The sequence below is a fragment of the Streptomyces sp. NPDC101178 genome (assembly GCF_044767965.1).
GTDB lineage: Bacteria > Actinomycetota > Actinomycetes > Streptomycetales > Streptomycetaceae > Streptomyces.
On the sequence record NZ_JBIWOZ010000006.1, the window covers coordinates 172,628 to 188,407 of the forward strand.

A 15,780-nucleotide genomic window follows, 5' to 3' on the forward strand; every position below is an offset into this window, starting at 1 on the left:
GAGGGGCGGCGACCTGGCGCGGGCCGCGACGGACCGTCACCGCGCCGGGTCGCCGACGGCCATCAGCCCTGGTCGTCGCCGTAGCGGACCGTGACACGCTCGAAGCCGAGGGAGCCGAGCAGACCCTTCAGCATGTCCGCGGTGTTCTTCTCGGCGCGGGCGGTCAGCCCGCTCTCCTTCGCCGCCTCGCCGATGTGCCGGACGGCCAGCTGGTTGACCGACTGTTCGCTGCTCGGGTTGTCGGAGAAGAGGTCGCCGAGCCGGTCGAGGAGCCCGCGCTGCTTGGAGACGGCGTAGGAGCGGTCCGGGTCCAGGGCCGGCTTGCCGAGCACCGCGTGCGGCAGCCGGATCTCGGCGGTGGTGCGGTCCTCGTTGACGACGACGCCGTCCTCGGTGACCTTGCCCAGGTCGACGGAGGCGCCGACGGTGCCCGCGCCGACGAACAGGGTGCGGGTGCCGCGTACCGCGTCGGGCAGGAACTTGGCGTCCTTCTCCAGGTCGACGACGACCTGGAAGTTGCCCGAGGCCGCCTCGTACGCGCTCATGTCCTGGATCGACTTGAGGACCGCGGGGCCGGAACGGTCACGGGTCTCCTGGCCGAAGAGGCTGTCGAGGCCCGGCAGCAGGCTGAGCTTGCCGGCCGCGAAGATCAGGGCCAGGACGGCGGCGCAGACGCCGACGACCTTCAGCACCCCCCGCAGAGCGGGCCGGGACGTGCGCTTCTGCCCGCTCTGCGGGGCGGGATCCGTGGTTGCGTCGCTGGACGTCATGGAGTGCATGTGACCCGCTGCCGGGCTTTCAACCCATCTGCCTTACGGAATGGGCCAGTTCGGGTACGGGGATGTGGACGGGCCCGCGACCGCGCACATGGGCCAGCCGGAGCTCCGGGGCCGCGAGGACCGGCTCCGGTGATCCTCTGCGGCCCCGCGCTCCGGTGAGCCCCGGCGCGGTCAGCGCCTGCGGAGCCGGTTCAGGAGGGCGCGGCCGGAGGCGGGGCGTGTGGTGTCGCCGGTGGGGCGGCCGCCCGGTTCTCCGCCCTTGCCGAGGCGCGTGCCGCCGGTCCGCGTCCCGGCCTTGGACGGCTCCTTCGCCTCGGTCGTGGTCCGGGGCTTCGTTCCGGGCGTGGTCCAGGGCTTCGTTCCGGTCTTCGACTTGGTCCGGGCGGCCGTCGCCTTCTCCTCCGCCTCAGGCTCCGGCACGGGCTCCGCCTCCGGGGTCCGCGGGGTGTGCGCGTGTACGTGGTAGTGGTGGCTGATCCGGCGGCCCACCAGCAGGTAGGCGATCAGCGCGCCCGCCGTGTTGAGGATGACGTCGTCGATGTCGAAGGCGCGGCCGGTGACCAGGGCGCCCTGGATCAGTTCCACGACGATCATCACCGCGGCGGTCAGCAGCGTCATGCTGATCATCCGCAGGCGGCGCGGCACGAGGAACGGCAGCAGCAGTCCGAAGGGCACGCCGAGCAGCAGATTGCCGCCCGCCTGCTTGCACGCCGCGAGGAAGGTGTAGTTCTCGGCGTACTGGCGCAGCGACCGGCCCGGCTGGAGGTTCGAGGTCACGATGTCCTCGGAGGCCGGCGAGGGAGTCAACGTCACCTTGGCCAGGAAGACGGAGAAGGCCACCAGCCCCAATAGCACCACCGTCAGGACGGTCATCCTCAGCAACACGCGCGCCCATGCCCCCTGACGCGTAGGGGGGTTCGTCTCTGCAGTCATGGCGGACAGGTGCCCGCACCGGCGCGGAAAACACACCGACGGGCGTCCGCACCTCGAAAACGCCCGGCCTTCTTGCGCCTCCTGCGACGATGGGCCCATGAGCGCACGTGAGAAGAAGGACCTGCTGGCCGAGACCGACCGGCTGCGTGAGGAAGGCCGGGCCGGGGAGGCGCGGGAGCGGCTGCTCGCCCTGACCGCCGAGTTCCCCGACGACGCGGAGGTGGCGTACCGGACGGCGTGGGTCCACGATGTCCTGGGCCTGGAGAGCGAGGCGGTGGCGTACTACGAACGCAGCCTCACGGGCACCGGGCTGAGCGCGGAGGACCGCCACGGGGCGCTGCTGGGCCTGGGCAGTACCTACCGGGTGCTGGGGAGGTACGGGCAGGCCGTGGAGACGCTCCGCCGGGGCATCGAGGAGTTCCCGGACGACGGGGCGCTGCAGACGTTCCTGGCGATGGCGCTGTTCAACACGGAGGAGCACCACGAGGCGATGCGGCTGCTGCTGCGGCTGGTGGCGTCGACCAGTGACGACCGGCAGGTCCAGCAGTACCGGCAGGCCATCGAGCACTACGCGAAGGACCTCCACGAGACGATGTGAACCGGGAGCCACGGCCTGCGTGAGCGGTGAGGCTCCGGACGCCCGGCCTACGGCGTCGAGCGCCGGCCCGGTGGAGCGGCGCGGCGCGCGGGCCGGACGTGTGCGCGTACCGAGAATGCTCGCGTGCACTCCCCTCCTGCGCTTCCGTCCTCCTCGTCCGCCGCGCCACGGGCCGGGAGTCCCTGTCGGCGCGGCGCGTGGGCGCTGCTGCTCCTGTCCGCGGCCTCCGGGGCGGCGGACGCGTTCGCCTTCCTCTGTGTGGGCCAGGTCTTCGCGGGGGTGATGACCGGGAATCTGGTCCTGCTCGGCGCCTCGGCCGCCGGGGCCGGTGAGGACGGGGTGGCGCTTCGGGTGGTGACCGCCTTGGCCGCGTACGCCTGCGGGGTGGCGGGTGGGGCGCTGATGGCCGGGCTTCCGTTGCGGGCTCTGCTCCTGGGCGAGGTCGTCCTGCTCGGGGTGGCGGCCGCGCTGTGGGGGTTCGGCCTGGTCGCCTCGTACGGTGAACGGCTCGGGCTGCTGGCTCTGGTGGCGCTGGCGATGGGCGTCCAGGGGCGCGTAAGGGGGGCACCGACGAACTACTTCACCGGGACCCTCACCTCGCTCGCCGGACGCGCGGCGGCGCGGGAGCCGGCGCCTGGGGACGTCTGGGTGCTGGGGCGGCTGGGGCGGTGGTGGCCGGGGCCGCGCTCGCGGCGTCGGCCGAACGGTGGTGGAGCCCCGGGGCCGCCCTGGGGGCGGTCGTGCTGGTGGCCGGGGCGACGGTCCTCGATCCCGGGAGGCGCAAGGGCTCGGATACGAGGAAGCCCCGGCCGGATCGGGGGAATCCAGCCGGGGCGGCTTGAGTGCGTGCGTGAAGGGCGGTCGCCTCTCGGCGAGGGGCTCCACGGGGCTTCGGCGGTACGAGCTTCCCCATGGGCTGGTGGTGAGGCCCGGGGACACGGTCCCCCTCACACCCACGTATAGATGAACGATAAACCATCTAGGACTGTTCCGGGGAACCCGCCCCCATGGATGTGATCCATGGCACGGAATGCCCGGTTCCGCCGCCGGCCGGAGCCGGCGCCGGTCAGCTCCTGGACGCCTCGCCGGTGCCGTAACGGCGACGGAACCGCTCCACGCGGCCTTCCGTGTCGAGCACCTGGCGGCCACCGGTGTAGAACGGGTGGCTCGCCGACGAGGTCTCCACGTCGATGACGGGGTAGGTGTTGCCGTCCTCCCAGGCCACACGCTCGCCGGAGTCGGCGGTCGAGCGGGTCAGGAAGGCGACGTCCGCGGCGCGGTCACGGAAGACCACGGGGCGGGAGACGGGGTGGATACGGGGCTTCATCGATGCGTTCCTTCCTCACCGCCGGTGGCGGCGGTGGTGACGTGCGAGGGCTTCCTGCGTGCGGCCGGGCCCGTGCGGCCGGCTCCGTGCGGTCAGCGGGTCTCGCGGAAGAGGACGTGCTGACCGGCGGCGGCGTCGAACTTGCGCAGTTCCAGCCGGTCGGGGGTGTTGCGGCGGTTCTTGCGGGTCACGTAACTGCTGCCCGTTCCGGCGGTGGACCGGAGGGTCACGACGGGCCTGAGTTCGTTGCGGGCCATGGGCGCCTCCCGTGGTGCTCGACGACTCCACCCCCGTAACGGGAATGGGATTCGTTTTCGTTCTGATGGAGTAACGCGGCCCGCCCCGTCGGCATTCCCGGGCCGGACCGTCCTGCCCCGGCAGCCGTCAGAGCCGCCGCGCCCGGCCCTCGTACGTTCCGCGCTCCACCGCCTCCGTGGCCGCCAGGAACCGAGCCGCCTCCTTCTCCCCTGCGCGCCAGGACGGGTCGACCAGCCCGCTCAGCGCGACGAGCCGGAAGATCAGGGCGCGGATCAGCATCTGCCGCCAGCGGGGGTCGCCTCCCCCACCGACGAGGTGGCCGGGGCCGGGCTCGTACCAGAGCAGGCCATCCGCGATGATCACGGCCTCCGCGTAGAGAGGCGGGCGCCAGTAAGGGGAGAAGTCGATGACGACGGGGACCCGCCCTGGTGCGAACAGCACATTGCCGGCGAGGTCGCCGTGGACGAGCTGCGCCACCGCCTCCACGGGCCGACGGAGGGACAGCAGGCGTTCGAACGGCTCGGCCAGCTCCGCGACCACGTCACCCTCCTGCTCGCCCCACGCGACCCGGTCGGCCACCGCCCAGGGGTGTGTCCGGCGGTCGAGGAAGTCCGGGCGCGGCCGATCGCGTACGGCGGCGTGGAAGGCGCGGCCGACGGCGACGACGTCAGGCCACCGCCCACCGGGGCCGGAGCGGCCCTCCATGAACTCGGCGGCCGTCCAGCCGTCGACCACACCGGCCCCCGCCGCCGACCGCAGCGGCCGCGGCACACGGAAACCGTCACCCCTCGGCAGCCCTTCGAGGAGGGACGCGGCCCATTCCGATTCACCCTCGGTCCCCTCCGCCGGCTTCAGGACGGCTCCACCGACCCGCACGCTGCGCCCCTGACCACCGGTGAGCGGCTCGGGAGTGCCCCGTACGCCGAAGGCGTCGAGAACGGAGGACGGGGGAAGGATGACGGACGGCTGCTCGGGCATGGGAGGCATCCTGCCGGGCGGTCCCGCCGCGCGCACGCGCATTGACTGCCGGGCCGCTCAGCCCGGAGCGCGTATGCCACCGGGGCAGGCCAAAACCCCTCAACCGCACGCCCGTTCGGAGCATTTCCTCTCTCACGCAGCCGCTGGCATATGCCAGAAGCAACAACGCGTCGAGTGTCGTCGAATCCCTTACGGGCTGCCGCGGCCTGTGCGACAGTCGATAGCGGTCGACCCCGGAAACCCGGCCGCACCGCGCCTGTATCGGAGTACGAGATGCCGTCCCATCTGTTCGCGGACCGCCCCGCACCACAGCCTCCCGCGCACGATGCCGTCGACGCCTTGATCCATCGCGCGCGGCGACTGCGCGGAGACGTGGACGCCGTGGGACGGAACACGGCGGCGACGAACGAGGACGACCCTCAGGCGCGCTGGCAGCGCGCCCTGTGCGATCTCGCCGTCCAGCACCTCGACAACCTCGACCAGCACCTCGGTCAGCTCAAGGCCGGTCCGCCCGCCCAGCGCTCCGCCGGTCGGGACGACCGCGCGGCCGAGGACGACACGGCGGCCGGCGCCACGCCGCACCGGGTCGGCAGCGCCGAATGGAACCTCCTCACCGATGAGGTCAGCTGGTCCGACGAGCTGTACGAGATCTTCGGCCGGCCGCCCGGTTCGCCACCCCTCTCCCTGGACGACCTCCCCTCCGTCCTGCTCCCCGGAGACCAGCCGAAGCTGACCTCCATGGTGACGGGCTGCCTCGTGGACGGGCAGCCGATGGACGGGGAGTTCCGCATCGTCCTCCCCGACGGCCAGGTGCGCACGCTGCACATGACGGGCGAGCCGGTCCTCGACTCCGAGGGGTGCACGGCCGCCATGTGGGCCGTGCTCCGCGACGTCGGCGAGCTGCGCCGCAGCGAGGAGACCGTCGACCGGAACCGGGATTCGACGCGGCGCGAGGAGCACGTCCAAGGCGCGGAGAGCCGGACCCTCGTGGCTCAGGAGACCGCCGTGCCGTCGTGGCGCGGTTCGCTACGGCTTCCGCGACAGCGCGTCGGCGCCCTGGACATCGCCGCTCACCACCTCCCCTCCGTGGACGGCAGCCTGACCGGCGGCGACTGGTACGACGCGATGGAGCTGCCGGACGGCCGGACCCTGCTGGCCGTCGGCGATCTGACCGGGCACGGTCTCCCCGCCACCTCGGCCCTGGCCATGGTGCTCGGCGCGCTGCGCGGCATGGCCGTCGCCGGTATCGAGCCGGGCGCCCTGATGGGTCACCTCGACCACCTCCTCGAAACATCGATGCGGCCCGCTCTGGGCAGCGCCTTGTGCTGCCGCTTCGACGCGGCGACCGGCAGCCTCTCCTGGGCACAGGCGGGACATCCCGCCCCCTTGCTCTTCCGCGACGGAACGGGGCGTCGGCTGCAGCCCCCGGACGGCGTGCTGCTCGGTGCCGCCTCCCAGGTGGCCTATGAGCAGGACGAGGTGCGCCTGCTCCCCGGTGACGTGCTGATGCTGCACACGGACGGCCTGACGCGGCGCAGCGACCGGGGTGCGGGCCCGGAGCGACTGCTCGCCCTGGCCCCTGTGTTCGCACGGGCCCGGGACGCGCAGGAGTGCGTACGGGGCGTGGCCGAGGAATTCGGCGGGGCCGAGCGCCTGGACGACGCGTGTGTGCTGGTCGCCCGCATCGAGGCGTGAGGGGGCGCGGGACCGGCCTTCAGGACCGCGGCCCTCAGGACTGCCGGTGCGTCATGTCGGTGGGCACGCGCGACGGTTACGGCCTCCGCCGGCGTTCGCGTACGGGGATCAGGCCTGCGCACCCCTGGCCCTCTTGGCGACCGGACTCTGCGGCAAGGAGAGCTCGATCTGCTCGCGGAGGTCCTGGATCTTGGCGTACCCGGCGAACTGGCCGGTGAGCCGGTACATTTCGCGCAGCCGGTCCCAGGTGCGGTGCGAGGAGGTCTCCCCCATCGACACCAGCGCGAGCCGGGCATACCGGTCGGCCTGCTCGGGATCGTTGGCGATGAAGCAGGCCGAGGCGAGCGAGATGTAGTCGAAGATCTTGGACCGCTGGCGGCCGTTGATCCGCAGCTCCAGGGCCTGCTTGGCGTGGCGCTGGGCGATGGTCGCGGCCGCCGGGTCGTGCTCGGCCAGCGTGCGGAAGGCCAGGGCCTGCATGCCGCGCATATCGGCCTCGTCGAACATCTGCATCCAACTCGGCGCCGGCACATCGCCCTCGTCCGAGACGAAGAGCTCCTCCGCCTCGCCGAGGGTGCGCCGCATGGCCTGGCCCTTGCCCATCGCCGCCTGCGCCCAGGCCTCGATGGTGCGCAGCATGGCCTGCGTGCGGGGCAGGGTCTCCTCGCCCGAGCCGGATTTCGCCAGCTTCATCAGGTCGAGGGCGTCGTCGGGGCGGCCCAGGTGGACCATCTGGCGCGCGGCACGGGAGAGCGCCTCACCGGCGCGCGGCCGGTCGCCGCCCTCCCTGGCCGCGTGCGCGGCGATGACGAAGTACTTCTGGGCGGTGGGTTCCAGACCGACGTCGTGGGACATCCAGCCCGCGAGTACGGCGAGGTTGGCGGCGACGCCCCACAGGCGGCGCTGGAGGTGGTCGGGGTGGCGGTAGGCGAGCATGCCGCCCACCTCGTTGAGCTGGCCCACGACGGCCTTGCGCTGGAGTCCCCCGCCGTGGGAGGCGTCCCAGGCGCGGAACACCTCGACCGAGCGCTCCAGGGCCTCGATCTCCTCCGAGCCCACGGGCGCGGCCTCGTACCGGTCGAATCCGGCGGGGTCGGCGTGCTGGGGATCGTTGGCGCGTGGCGCGTCGGTGGCGGAAGCGGGGCTGCTGCGCAGCCAGTCATACATGGGGCCGGCGATGGTTGAGCCGGCGGCGAGCGCGGCGCCCGCGCCCACCATGCCGCGTCGGTTGAGCATGAGGTCCATTCCCGTGAATTCGGTGAGGACCGCTGCCGTCCGTTCGGGCGCCCACGGCAGTTGCTCGGGGTCGTGTTCCTTCCCCGCGTCACGCCGTTTCCCCACACGCCCGCGTCGGCCGAACCCGAGGTCCTCGATGGTCACGACACGGCCGAGCCGCTCGGTGAACAGGGCTGCCAGCACTTCGGGCACGGGATCACGGGGCGATTCCCCCATGTCGATCCAGCGCCTGACCCGCGAGGTGTCGGTGGCCAGCTGCGGGTGGCCCATGGCCGCCGCCTGCCGGTTCACCATTCTCGCGAGTTCGCCCTTGGACCAGCCGGCCAGGCCGAACAGGTCAGAAAGGCGGGTGTTGGGTTCTCCGGTCACGTCAAGCCCCCAGGTTCTCGGCTGACTTGACACTAACCCCCTGTCAGATGCGCTGTGACTATTCGCCAGGGTTCGCCAGGGTCCGCCAGATGGTCTGCCACCCGTGACTCGTTGTCAGGTAGGAAAGCGCCACCCCGCCCGGCAGCCCTAGGTACTCCCCAGGGTGCCGAACGGCCGTCGGCCGGGTTGGCGCACGTAACTTGTCGGCGCACGAAGGGATCTGTATCGCCCATGTACACAGCATCGTCCTCCGTGTCCGCCCCGCCCCGGCCGCTCCGTCCCATGGGGGCGGGCGGCGGGCCGTATCTCGCCCCCCACGCCGGTGCGCCGGCGCAGGGTCTGGGCCGGACCCGGCGGGCGGCGGGACCGGGTGCCGGACCTCTCAGCGGAAGGATCGACCTCTCCGGACCGCAGGGCGCGCAGGTGCGGATGGCCATCGCCTCCGTGCAGCGCATCTGCCCCGAGTTCAACCCGGTCCAGGTCCTGCGGCGCAGCGGCCGTTCGGTCCTGATCGTGGGCGCCACCGGGCGGACGACCGCCGTGGCGAAGTGTTTACTGGACCACTCCCCCGCCTGGACCGAGCGGTTCCAGCACGAAATAGCGGCGTACCGCGCGTTCGTCCGGCACCGCCCCCCGGTTCGGGTGCCCCGGCTGATCGCGGCGGACCCGGAGAACTGCACGCTGGTGATCGAGCGGATGCCCGGCCGGGTGGCCGCGCTGACCCGGCACCCGGCGGAGGCTCCGCCGCGGGCCGACATCCGTGCGGCGCTCGGTGCGATCGCCCGGGTGAACGCCTGGCGGCCGCCGCCCGGGCTGTTCGAGGCGCCGCTGGACTACGGTTCACGGATCGCGCGCTACCACGAGCTCGGCCTGTTCACCGACCGTGACCTGGGCGACCTGCAGAAGCTGCTGCACGGCCTGGCCCAGGCGGGCGGCCGCCAGGGCATGGGCCAGTTCTGCCACGGGGACGCGCTGCTGTCCAACATCCTGCTCTCCCCGACCGGTCCGGTGCTGGTCGACTGGGAGCACGCGGGCTGGTATCTGCCGGGCTACGACCTGGCGACCCTGTGGGCGGTGCTCGGCGACGCTCCGGTGGCGCGCCGCCAGATCAGCCAGCTGGCACAGGCCAGGGGACCGGCGGCGCGGGACGCGTTCCTGGTGAACCTGATGCTGGTGCTGACCCGGGAGATCCGTAACTACGAGACGGCCGTGCAGCGCACCATGCGCGAGGCGCCCGCGGTGGGCGCGGGCCAGGACCAGCCAGGCGCGCTTTCCTCCGGCGAGGAGCAGCGGCTGCTGCTGCGCCGACTGCACGACGACTGCGCGATGGCGCGGCGGGCGGTGCGGGCGGCGGTCGGGACGCGCTGAGCCGGCGCGGCCGCGTGGGTCTCCGGGGGAGGGCGGGTGTGCCGCCTCCCGCCGAAGACCCACGGCGGAGAGGCCACTGTGTAAGGGAAGCGCGCTGCGGACCGGTGCCGACACACCGGTCCGCAGCGCGCTGTTCTGCGTGCCGCCCGCCGGCCGGGCAGATGGGCCCGCTGGTCTGCGTTCCGCCCACCGGCCGAGCCGTCCCGCCCCCAGCCGAGCCGATGCGGCGGCCTCAGCGCCCCCGCAAGCCACGCCCCCGCGTGACCGGGCGCTGACTCTGCGGCGCCCGGACGTCCTCCCCGGGTGAGGCGCGCCACGAGACCCACGTCACCTACGAGGTTCGGTAGTAGGTGCGGGCCCGCTCCTGCGGCGGCACGAAAATGCTTAAACAGATATTTCCCGCCATCTCCTACTGAGGGTAGTAAATAGGGTCATTGCGTCCTGTTCCGGTGGCCGTTAACCATGGATCCCGGCAAGCACCGAGACCGAGCCTGCGACGAACGCCCACCGGCGGTCGGCAGCCGAACCCCCCTCGGTCTCCGCTCACGCGGCCACGGGCCGCAGATCCCGTCCCCAACAGGAAGAGCTCACGCATGCCCCGCACCATCCGCATCACCCGCTCCCACAAGCTCGCCACCGCCGTGCTCGTCGCGGCCGGTTCCGTCACGGCCATCGCCGCGACCGGCGGGCAGAGCGACGCACAGCCCGCCGCGGCCAAGACCTCCATCGCCGCGGAGAAGGTCGCCGGTGCCTCCACGGCGAAGGAAGCCGCGGCCAAGAAGGCCGCCCAGGAGACCGCCGCGAAGAAGGCGGCCGCGGACCGCAAGGCCGTCGCCGAGCGCAAGGCCGCCGCGGAGAAGGCCGTGGCCGACCGCAAGGCCGAGGCGAAGAAGGCCGCCGAGAAGGCGCGCTCCGAGAAGCAGGCCGCCAACCGCTCCACCGAGCGCAAGGCCGTCGCCGCGCCCAAGCAGTACAAGAACAACCTCGACGGCTGGATCCGCGAGTCGCTCGACATCATGAAGAAGAAGAACATCCCCGGCTCCTACGAGGGGCTGCACCGCAACATCATGCGCGAGTCCAGCGGCGACCCGAACGCCGTCAACGACTGGGACATCAACGCGCAGAACGGCATTCCCTCCAAGGGCCTGCTCCAGGTGATCCAGCCGACCTTCGACGCCTACCACGTCAACGGCACCGAGAAGAAGCTCACCGACCCGGTCGCCAACATCACCGCCGCCGCCAACTACGCCGCGGACAAGTACGGCTCGATCGACAACGTCGACTCCGCGTACTGAGAACTCGTGCGCTGAGTCCACTCCGCCCGCCGGGCGGACCGCCGCCGACGGGCACAGACCAGACCGTGATTATCCGACTAATCGCCCTGGTGCGTGCCCCGGTTGGCCGAAGGGTAGAGCTGGCGCGGACACCACTGGTCCGCGCTCTCACCGCGCGGAGGCTTCCGGAAAGGCCTGACGCACATGGCACAGCCCTTCTCACTGCCGGACTTCTATGTTCCGTATCCGGCACGGCTCAACCCTCATGTGGAGGCGGCCCGGACGCACACGCGTCGGTGGGCGCGCTCCATGGGGATGCTGGAGGGATCCGGCGTCTGGGAGGAGAAGGACCTGGAGGCGCACGACTACGCCCTGCTCTGCGCCTACACCCACCCCGACTGCTCGGCCGAGGCTCTGTCCCTGGTCACCGACTGGTACGTGTGGGTCTTCTTCTTCGACGACCACTTCCTGGAACTGTTCAAGCGCACCCCCGACCGTGAGGGTGCCAAGCGGTATCTGGACCGGCTGCCCGCCTTCATGCCGATGGAGCGCGGGGCCGCGACCCCCGAGCCGGAGAACCCCGTCGAGGCGGGCCTCGCCGATCTGTGGACGCGTACGGTCCCCGCGATGTCGGACGCCTGGCGGGCCAGGTTCGCGGAGTCGACGGAGAACCTCCTCAACGAGTCGATGTGGGAGCTCTCCAACATCAACGAGGGCCGCATCGCCAACCCCGTGGAGTACATCGAGATGCGCCGCAAGGTCGGCGGCGCCCCCTGGTCGGCCGGTCTGGTGGAGTACGCGGCCGACGCAGAGGTGCCCGCCGAAGTGGCCGGCGCACGACCGCTGCGCGTCCTGCGCGACGCCTTCTCCGACGGGGTGCACCTGCGCAACGACCTCTTCTCGTACCAGCGAGAGGTCGAGGAGGAGGGCGAGAACAGCAACGGGGTCCTCGTCCTGGAGACGTTCCTCGGCTGCTCCACGCAGGAGGCCGCCGATGCCGTCAACGACCTGTTGACCTCACGGCTCCAGCAGTTCGAGAACACCGCCCTCACCGAACTGGGCCCGCTCTGCGCCGAGAAGGGCCTCGACCTGGCGCAGACCGCGTCCGTCCTCGCGTACGCCAAAGGGCTCCAGGACTGGCAGTCCGGTGGCCATGAATGGCACATGCGCTCCAGTCGGTACATGAACGGTGGCGGGGCCGGCGAGGCGGTGCCGGGATTCGGCATGTCGGCCGCGTCAATCACGTTCACGCCGCGTTCGGAGACGGCCAGGGCGCGCAGCCACAGCCATCTGCCGTTCCAGCACGTGGGCCCCTCGATCGTCCCCGACCTGAAGCTGCCGTTCGGGACGACACTGAGCCCGCATCTCGAAGGCGCCCGGGTCCGGCTCGTCGACTGGGCGCGGCGGATGGGCATCCTGGAGGCGCAGCCGGGCGTTCCGGGCTCGCACATCTGGGACGAGGAGCGGATCATCGCGATCGACCTCCCGCTGTGTGCGGCGGGCATCCATCCGGACGCCTCACCGGAGGAGCTGGACATCTCCTCGGCATGGCTGGCCTGGGGGACGTACGGGGACGACTGGTTCCCGGTGGTGCACGGCCGGGCCAGGGACCTGGCCGGGGCCCGGGCGGCCAACGAGCGGCTCTCGCTCTTCATGCCGCTGGACGGTGAGGCAGCCCCGGAGCCGGTGAACGCGCTGGAGCGGTCGCTCGGCGATCTGTGGCGCAGGACCGCGGCACCGATGGACCTGGACGCGCGGCGCACCTTCCGGGACACGATCGAGTCGATGACCGAGAGCTGGCTGTGGGAGCTGGCCAACCAGGCGCAGAACCGCATCCCCGATCCGGTCGACTACGTCGAGATGCGGCGGGACACCTTCGGCTCGAACCTGACCATGAGCCTGTGCAGGCTCGCACACGGCAGAAAGGTGCCGAGGGCGATCTACCGGAGCGGCCCGATGCAGTCGCTGGAGAACGCCGCCGCCGACTACGCGTTCCTGCTGAACGACCTGTTCTCGTACCAGAAGGAGATCGAGTACGAGGGTGAGGTGCACAACGGCGTCCTGGTCGTGCAGAACTTCTTCGGGGTCGACTACCCGACGGGCGTGGCGGTCGTGCACGACCTGATGAACTCGCGGCTGCGGCAGTTCCTGCACGTGGCGGAGGTCGAACTGCCGGTGCTGTACGACGACTTCGACCTGGACGCCGATGCGCGGGAGGTGCTCGCCGACTATGTGCTGGAGCTCAAGCACTGGATCGCGGGCATCCTGATCTGGCACCGGGGCTGCCGCCGGTACCGCGAGGAGGACCTGCGGCGCGGCCACGGCGCCCCCTGGCACCTCAGCGGCCCCACCGGGCTCGGCACGTCGGCGGCGCAGGTGACGCGGCTGTTCACCGAGCTGGCGGGCAGCAGGGCCTAGGGGGCTTGTCGATCAGGCCGGAGCAACGCCGCAAGGTGCGGCACCAGGGCACGCGGGCCCGGCATGATCGGCCGGACACCTCCTAGGCACAAGTCGCTCCCGGCCCGTCACGACAACCTCGTGACGGGCCGGGAGCGGCCATGAAAATAGGCCTCCCGCATATGCGAGAGGCCTATGCAGTGACGTTTCAGCCCTGCTGGAACAGCTCTGCGGGGAGGGGCTTGAGGAGGGTGTACAGATCGTCGGTGATCGGCCGGTCCCAGCTGGCGATGGTGACGAGCACCCCGTCGCTGCGGTCGAACTGGACGCAGGCGATCCGGCTCTCCGAGAGCTTGACCCGGCGGACGATCAGCAGGTTGTCGCCCTGCATCACGGGGACGTCCTCGCTGCTGACGACTTCGATCGGCTCGTCGTTCTCCAGGGCCAGCAGCAGCTGCGCGACCTCGAAGGGAACCTGGCCGTCCTCGGTCTCGCGGGCGGGCGAGCCGGCCGGCAGATTACCGATGATCATGGCCGGGCCGCGGCCGCCGTACAGGTCGTAACGGAGGAAGACGCCCTGACAGCTGCCGTCAGGCGCGGGGAGCAGACCGGCGCCGAGGTTGCCGGGCCAGTCCCCCGGGTCCATGGCCAGGACGTCGAAGTCCGGGCCCGCGGGTGTTGCGGCGCTACGGCGGCGGAGGAAGGACATGCAGCCATCGTACGTGGCCCGGCTCACCTCGCGGAGCCGGGCCCGAAGCGGAACGCGGCCCTTCGCCGAGGCCCCTCCGCGGTGCGTACGAGGCTCCTCCGCGGTGCGTACGAGGCCCCTCCGTGGCGCGTACCGGACTCTTCCGCGTGGAATAGGCGCAAGTTCGCCCGCGGCGAGGCCATGTGCCGCATACCGTTGGATCACCGCCGTGCGCCGTCCGTCGCGGCAGCGGCGCGTACGGGGCGACGGCAGGCAGCAGGACGGGTACGGCGATACGCCGGAGGAGAGGACAGGATGACGGTGGAGGGCACAGTGAGCGGGCTGGAAGAGCGGGTGGTGGGACGCGCGTGGATGGTGCGTCTGGACCCGGCCGACCGGGGAGGCACCGCGGTGCGCGTCTCGTGCGGCCGTCCGGCCTGCGCCCCCCAGGTCCTGCCCTCCGCCGCCGTCGGCCGGACGACGGCCGTCGCGCACCTCGCGTCGCATCTGCGCGCCGCGTCGGGGCCCCGGCCCGGGGCGTACTGCGCCTGCCGGGCCGAGGAGTGCCACACGCACGTCCGGGACGAGGGTCCCCGCGACCGTACGCCGGCCTCGCGGTGCGGAGGTCCGGTGGTCCTGGCCGTCATCAACGACCGGCAGGGCCGCTGGTGGCGGGCGCTGGAGTGCTGCGCGCGCTGCGCGGCCGCCCACCCCTCCGCCAAGATCGTCGCCACCGCTCCGGCCGCCGCCCCACCGGCGCCGACGGCGGGAGCGCGCGCGGCGGCGGGCCGTCCGCCCGTCCCGGCCGGCCCGCAGTTCTCCCACGCCGCCTCGTCCGAGCCCCCCGTGCCCGAGTCGGTGCCCGCTCCGCGCACGCCCCGCGCGAAGCCCCGGCGCAACCGCAGGACCGGAAAGATCGCGCAGCGCTTCGTCCCGTACGACCTGCACCCGATCGCCCTGCGCGACGAGCTGATCGAGCTGGGCGACCTCTTCCGGGCCTACCAGGAGCGCCCCGAACCCGACCTGGAGCAGCTCGCCGAGCTCCATGCCCGCAAGGCGAAGGCCTTCATCACCTGGGCGGAGGTCACCGGCGAGACCGAGCTGCGGCTGGAGGCCCGGCGCGCCGAGCAGGCGGCCGCCGCCGCTCTCCTCCAGCACCAGCAGCGCACGGGCCAGAGCCCGGTCGGCGAGGGGGAGGTCACCAACCGGCTGCTGCCCGGGCTCACGCAGTGGGAACACGCGCGGACGGTCCTCGCCCATGTCGCCGACCACACTCCGCTGCCCGGCCCGGAGGCCCGGCTGATGGCGGTGGTGCTGACCCTGCGTTCGGCGCTCACCGGCACCGGCAACCTGGTGGGCCAGGATGTCCGGGGTCTGCCGCTGACGGAGCCCGAGGCGCTGATCGGCCGACTCGTGGAGTGCGGCTGGCTCTCCGTCCCCGGCACCGCCGACGATCTGCTCGCCTCCCGTCCGGAGAGCCCGACCCCGATCACCATCCCGTCGCTGATGCCCGGCGAGGACGGGCAGGGCCCGTTCGACTTCGGCCGCAAGACCCGCCCCAAGCTCAGCGGCTGGGCCCAGCGGGTCATCGGCGACAAGAAGCTCCGCAAGAAGAAGACGGGTGCCGCCACCCGGCTCCTGGCCCTGGCCCTGGCGGTCCGGACCACGACCGACGGCCGGCTGGGTCAGGGCGGCGAAGGCGTCGACCTGGCGGTCCTCACCTCCTGGTGTGCCGTCGAGCCCGGTGAACTGGAGCCCTTGGTGGAGCAGTTGACCGTGGCGGACTGGCTGGAGGAGGCCGCCGTCACCGACGGCCGCCTCACGGGCCGGCTGACCGAACGGGTGATGCAGGTCAGCTGCCCGCTGCCGTGAGACCCGCG

13 protein-coding genes and 1 pseudogene are annotated in these 15,780 nt (G+C 72.1%); 7 read left to right on the forward strand and 7 right to left on the reverse strand.

Annotated elements, in window-relative coordinates:
* Nucleotides 1-62: 62 nt before the first annotated feature.
* Together ACIRR8_RS19135 and ACIRR8_RS19140 are read right to left on the reverse strand one after the other, a co-directional pair.
* Complete coding sequence (locus tag ACIRR8_RS19135; protein ID WP_404065907.1) at nucleotides 63-770, reverse strand: DUF4230 domain-containing protein; 708 nt, start codon at nucleotides 768-770, stop codon at nucleotides 63-65.
* A 180-nt stretch (nucleotides 771-950) separates the two neighbouring features.
* The gene (locus ACIRR8_RS19140; RefSeq protein ID WP_404065909.1) at nucleotides 951-1,652 is read right to left on the reverse strand and encodes a VanZ family protein; all 702 of its coding nucleotides are present in this window, start codon (nucleotides 1,650-1,652) and stop codon (nucleotides 951-953) included.
* Between the two features lie 157 nt (nucleotides 1,653-1,809).
* On the opposite strand from ACIRR8_RS19140, the gene ACIRR8_RS19145 reads away from it, so the two are divergent.
* Together ACIRR8_RS19145 and ACIRR8_RS19150 are read left to right on the forward strand one after the other, a co-directional pair.
* Nucleotides 1,810-2,310, forward strand: a complete 501-nt coding sequence (locus tag ACIRR8_RS19145; RefSeq protein WP_404065912.1) for a tetratricopeptide repeat protein — start codon at nucleotides 1,810-1,812, stop codon at nucleotides 2,308-2,310.
* Between the two features lie 207 nt (nucleotides 2,311-2,517).
* Nucleotides 2,518-3,152 (forward strand): annotated as a pseudogene (locus ACIRR8_RS19150) (DUF1275 family protein).
* Nucleotides 3,153-3,376: 224 nt separating this feature from the next.
* Here the strand turns inward: ACIRR8_RS19150 and ACIRR8_RS19155 are convergent.
* The 3 genes from ACIRR8_RS19155 to ACIRR8_RS19165 form a co-directional block, all read right to left on the reverse strand.
* A complete protein-coding gene (locus ACIRR8_RS19155; RefSeq protein WP_404065914.1) occupies nucleotides 3,377-3,637 on the reverse strand; it encodes a type B 50S ribosomal protein L31 in 261 nt (86 codons plus the stop codon).
* A 92-nt stretch (nucleotides 3,638-3,729) separates the two neighbouring features.
* Nucleotides 3,730-3,894, reverse strand: a complete 165-nt coding sequence (gene rpmG, locus ACIRR8_RS19160) for a 50S ribosomal protein L33 (RefSeq protein WP_018515115.1) — start codon at nucleotides 3,892-3,894, stop codon at nucleotides 3,730-3,732.
* Between the two features lie 127 nt (nucleotides 3,895-4,021).
* Complete coding sequence (locus tag ACIRR8_RS19165; RefSeq protein WP_404065918.1) at nucleotides 4,022-4,873, reverse strand: phosphotransferase; 852 nt, start codon at nucleotides 4,871-4,873, stop codon at nucleotides 4,022-4,024.
* 273 nt (nucleotides 4,874-5,146) lie between these two features.
* Here ACIRR8_RS19165 and ACIRR8_RS19170 point away from each other — a divergent pair, with 273 nt between their 5' ends.
* The gene (locus ACIRR8_RS19170; protein ID WP_404065921.1) at nucleotides 5,147-6,568 is read left to right on the forward strand and encodes a PP2C family protein-serine/threonine phosphatase; all 1,422 of its coding nucleotides are present in this window, start codon (nucleotides 5,147-5,149) and stop codon (nucleotides 6,566-6,568) included.
* 108 nt (nucleotides 6,569-6,676) lie between these two features.
* Here the strand turns inward: ACIRR8_RS19170 and ACIRR8_RS19175 are convergent, their stop codons facing one another.
* A complete protein-coding gene (locus tag ACIRR8_RS19175; RefSeq protein ID WP_404065923.1) occupies nucleotides 6,677-8,173 on the reverse strand; it encodes a hypothetical protein in 1,497 nt (498 codons plus the stop codon).
* A gap of 231 nt (nucleotides 8,174-8,404) precedes the next feature.
* Between ACIRR8_RS19175 and ACIRR8_RS19180 the strand changes: the two genes are divergently transcribed.
* The 3 genes from ACIRR8_RS19180 (at nucleotide 8,405) to ACIRR8_RS19190 (ending at nucleotide 13,233) form a co-directional block, all read left to right on the forward strand.
* Complete coding sequence (locus ACIRR8_RS19180; protein ID WP_404065925.1) at nucleotides 8,405-9,541, forward strand: aminoglycoside phosphotransferase family protein; 1,137 nt, start codon at nucleotides 8,405-8,407, stop codon at nucleotides 9,539-9,541.
* A gap of 593 nt (nucleotides 9,542-10,134) precedes the next feature.
* On the forward strand, nucleotides 10,135-10,836 hold the full coding sequence (locus ACIRR8_RS19185) for a transglycosylase SLT domain-containing protein (protein ID WP_404065927.1): 702 nt from the start codon (nucleotides 10,135-10,137) through the stop codon (nucleotides 10,834-10,836).
* Nucleotides 10,837-11,019: 183 nt separating this feature from the next.
* A complete protein-coding gene (locus ACIRR8_RS19190; RefSeq protein ID WP_404065930.1) occupies nucleotides 11,020-13,233 on the forward strand; it encodes a germacradienol/geosmin synthase in 2,214 nt (737 codons plus the stop codon).
* A 187-nt stretch (nucleotides 13,234-13,420) separates the two neighbouring features.
* Here the strand turns inward: ACIRR8_RS19190 and ACIRR8_RS19195 are convergent, their stop codons facing one another.
* Nucleotides 13,421-13,921, reverse strand: a complete 501-nt coding sequence (locus ACIRR8_RS19195; RefSeq protein WP_026242033.1) for a hypothetical protein — start codon at nucleotides 13,919-13,921, stop codon at nucleotides 13,421-13,423.
* 294 nt (nucleotides 13,922-14,215) lie between these two features.
* On the opposite strand from ACIRR8_RS19195, the gene ACIRR8_RS19200 reads away from it, so the two are divergent.
* Nucleotides 14,216-15,772, forward strand: a complete 1,557-nt coding sequence (locus tag ACIRR8_RS19200) for a hypothetical protein (RefSeq protein WP_404065932.1) — start codon at nucleotides 14,216-14,218, stop codon at nucleotides 15,770-15,772.
* Nucleotides 15,773-15,780 lie beyond the last annotated feature (8 nt).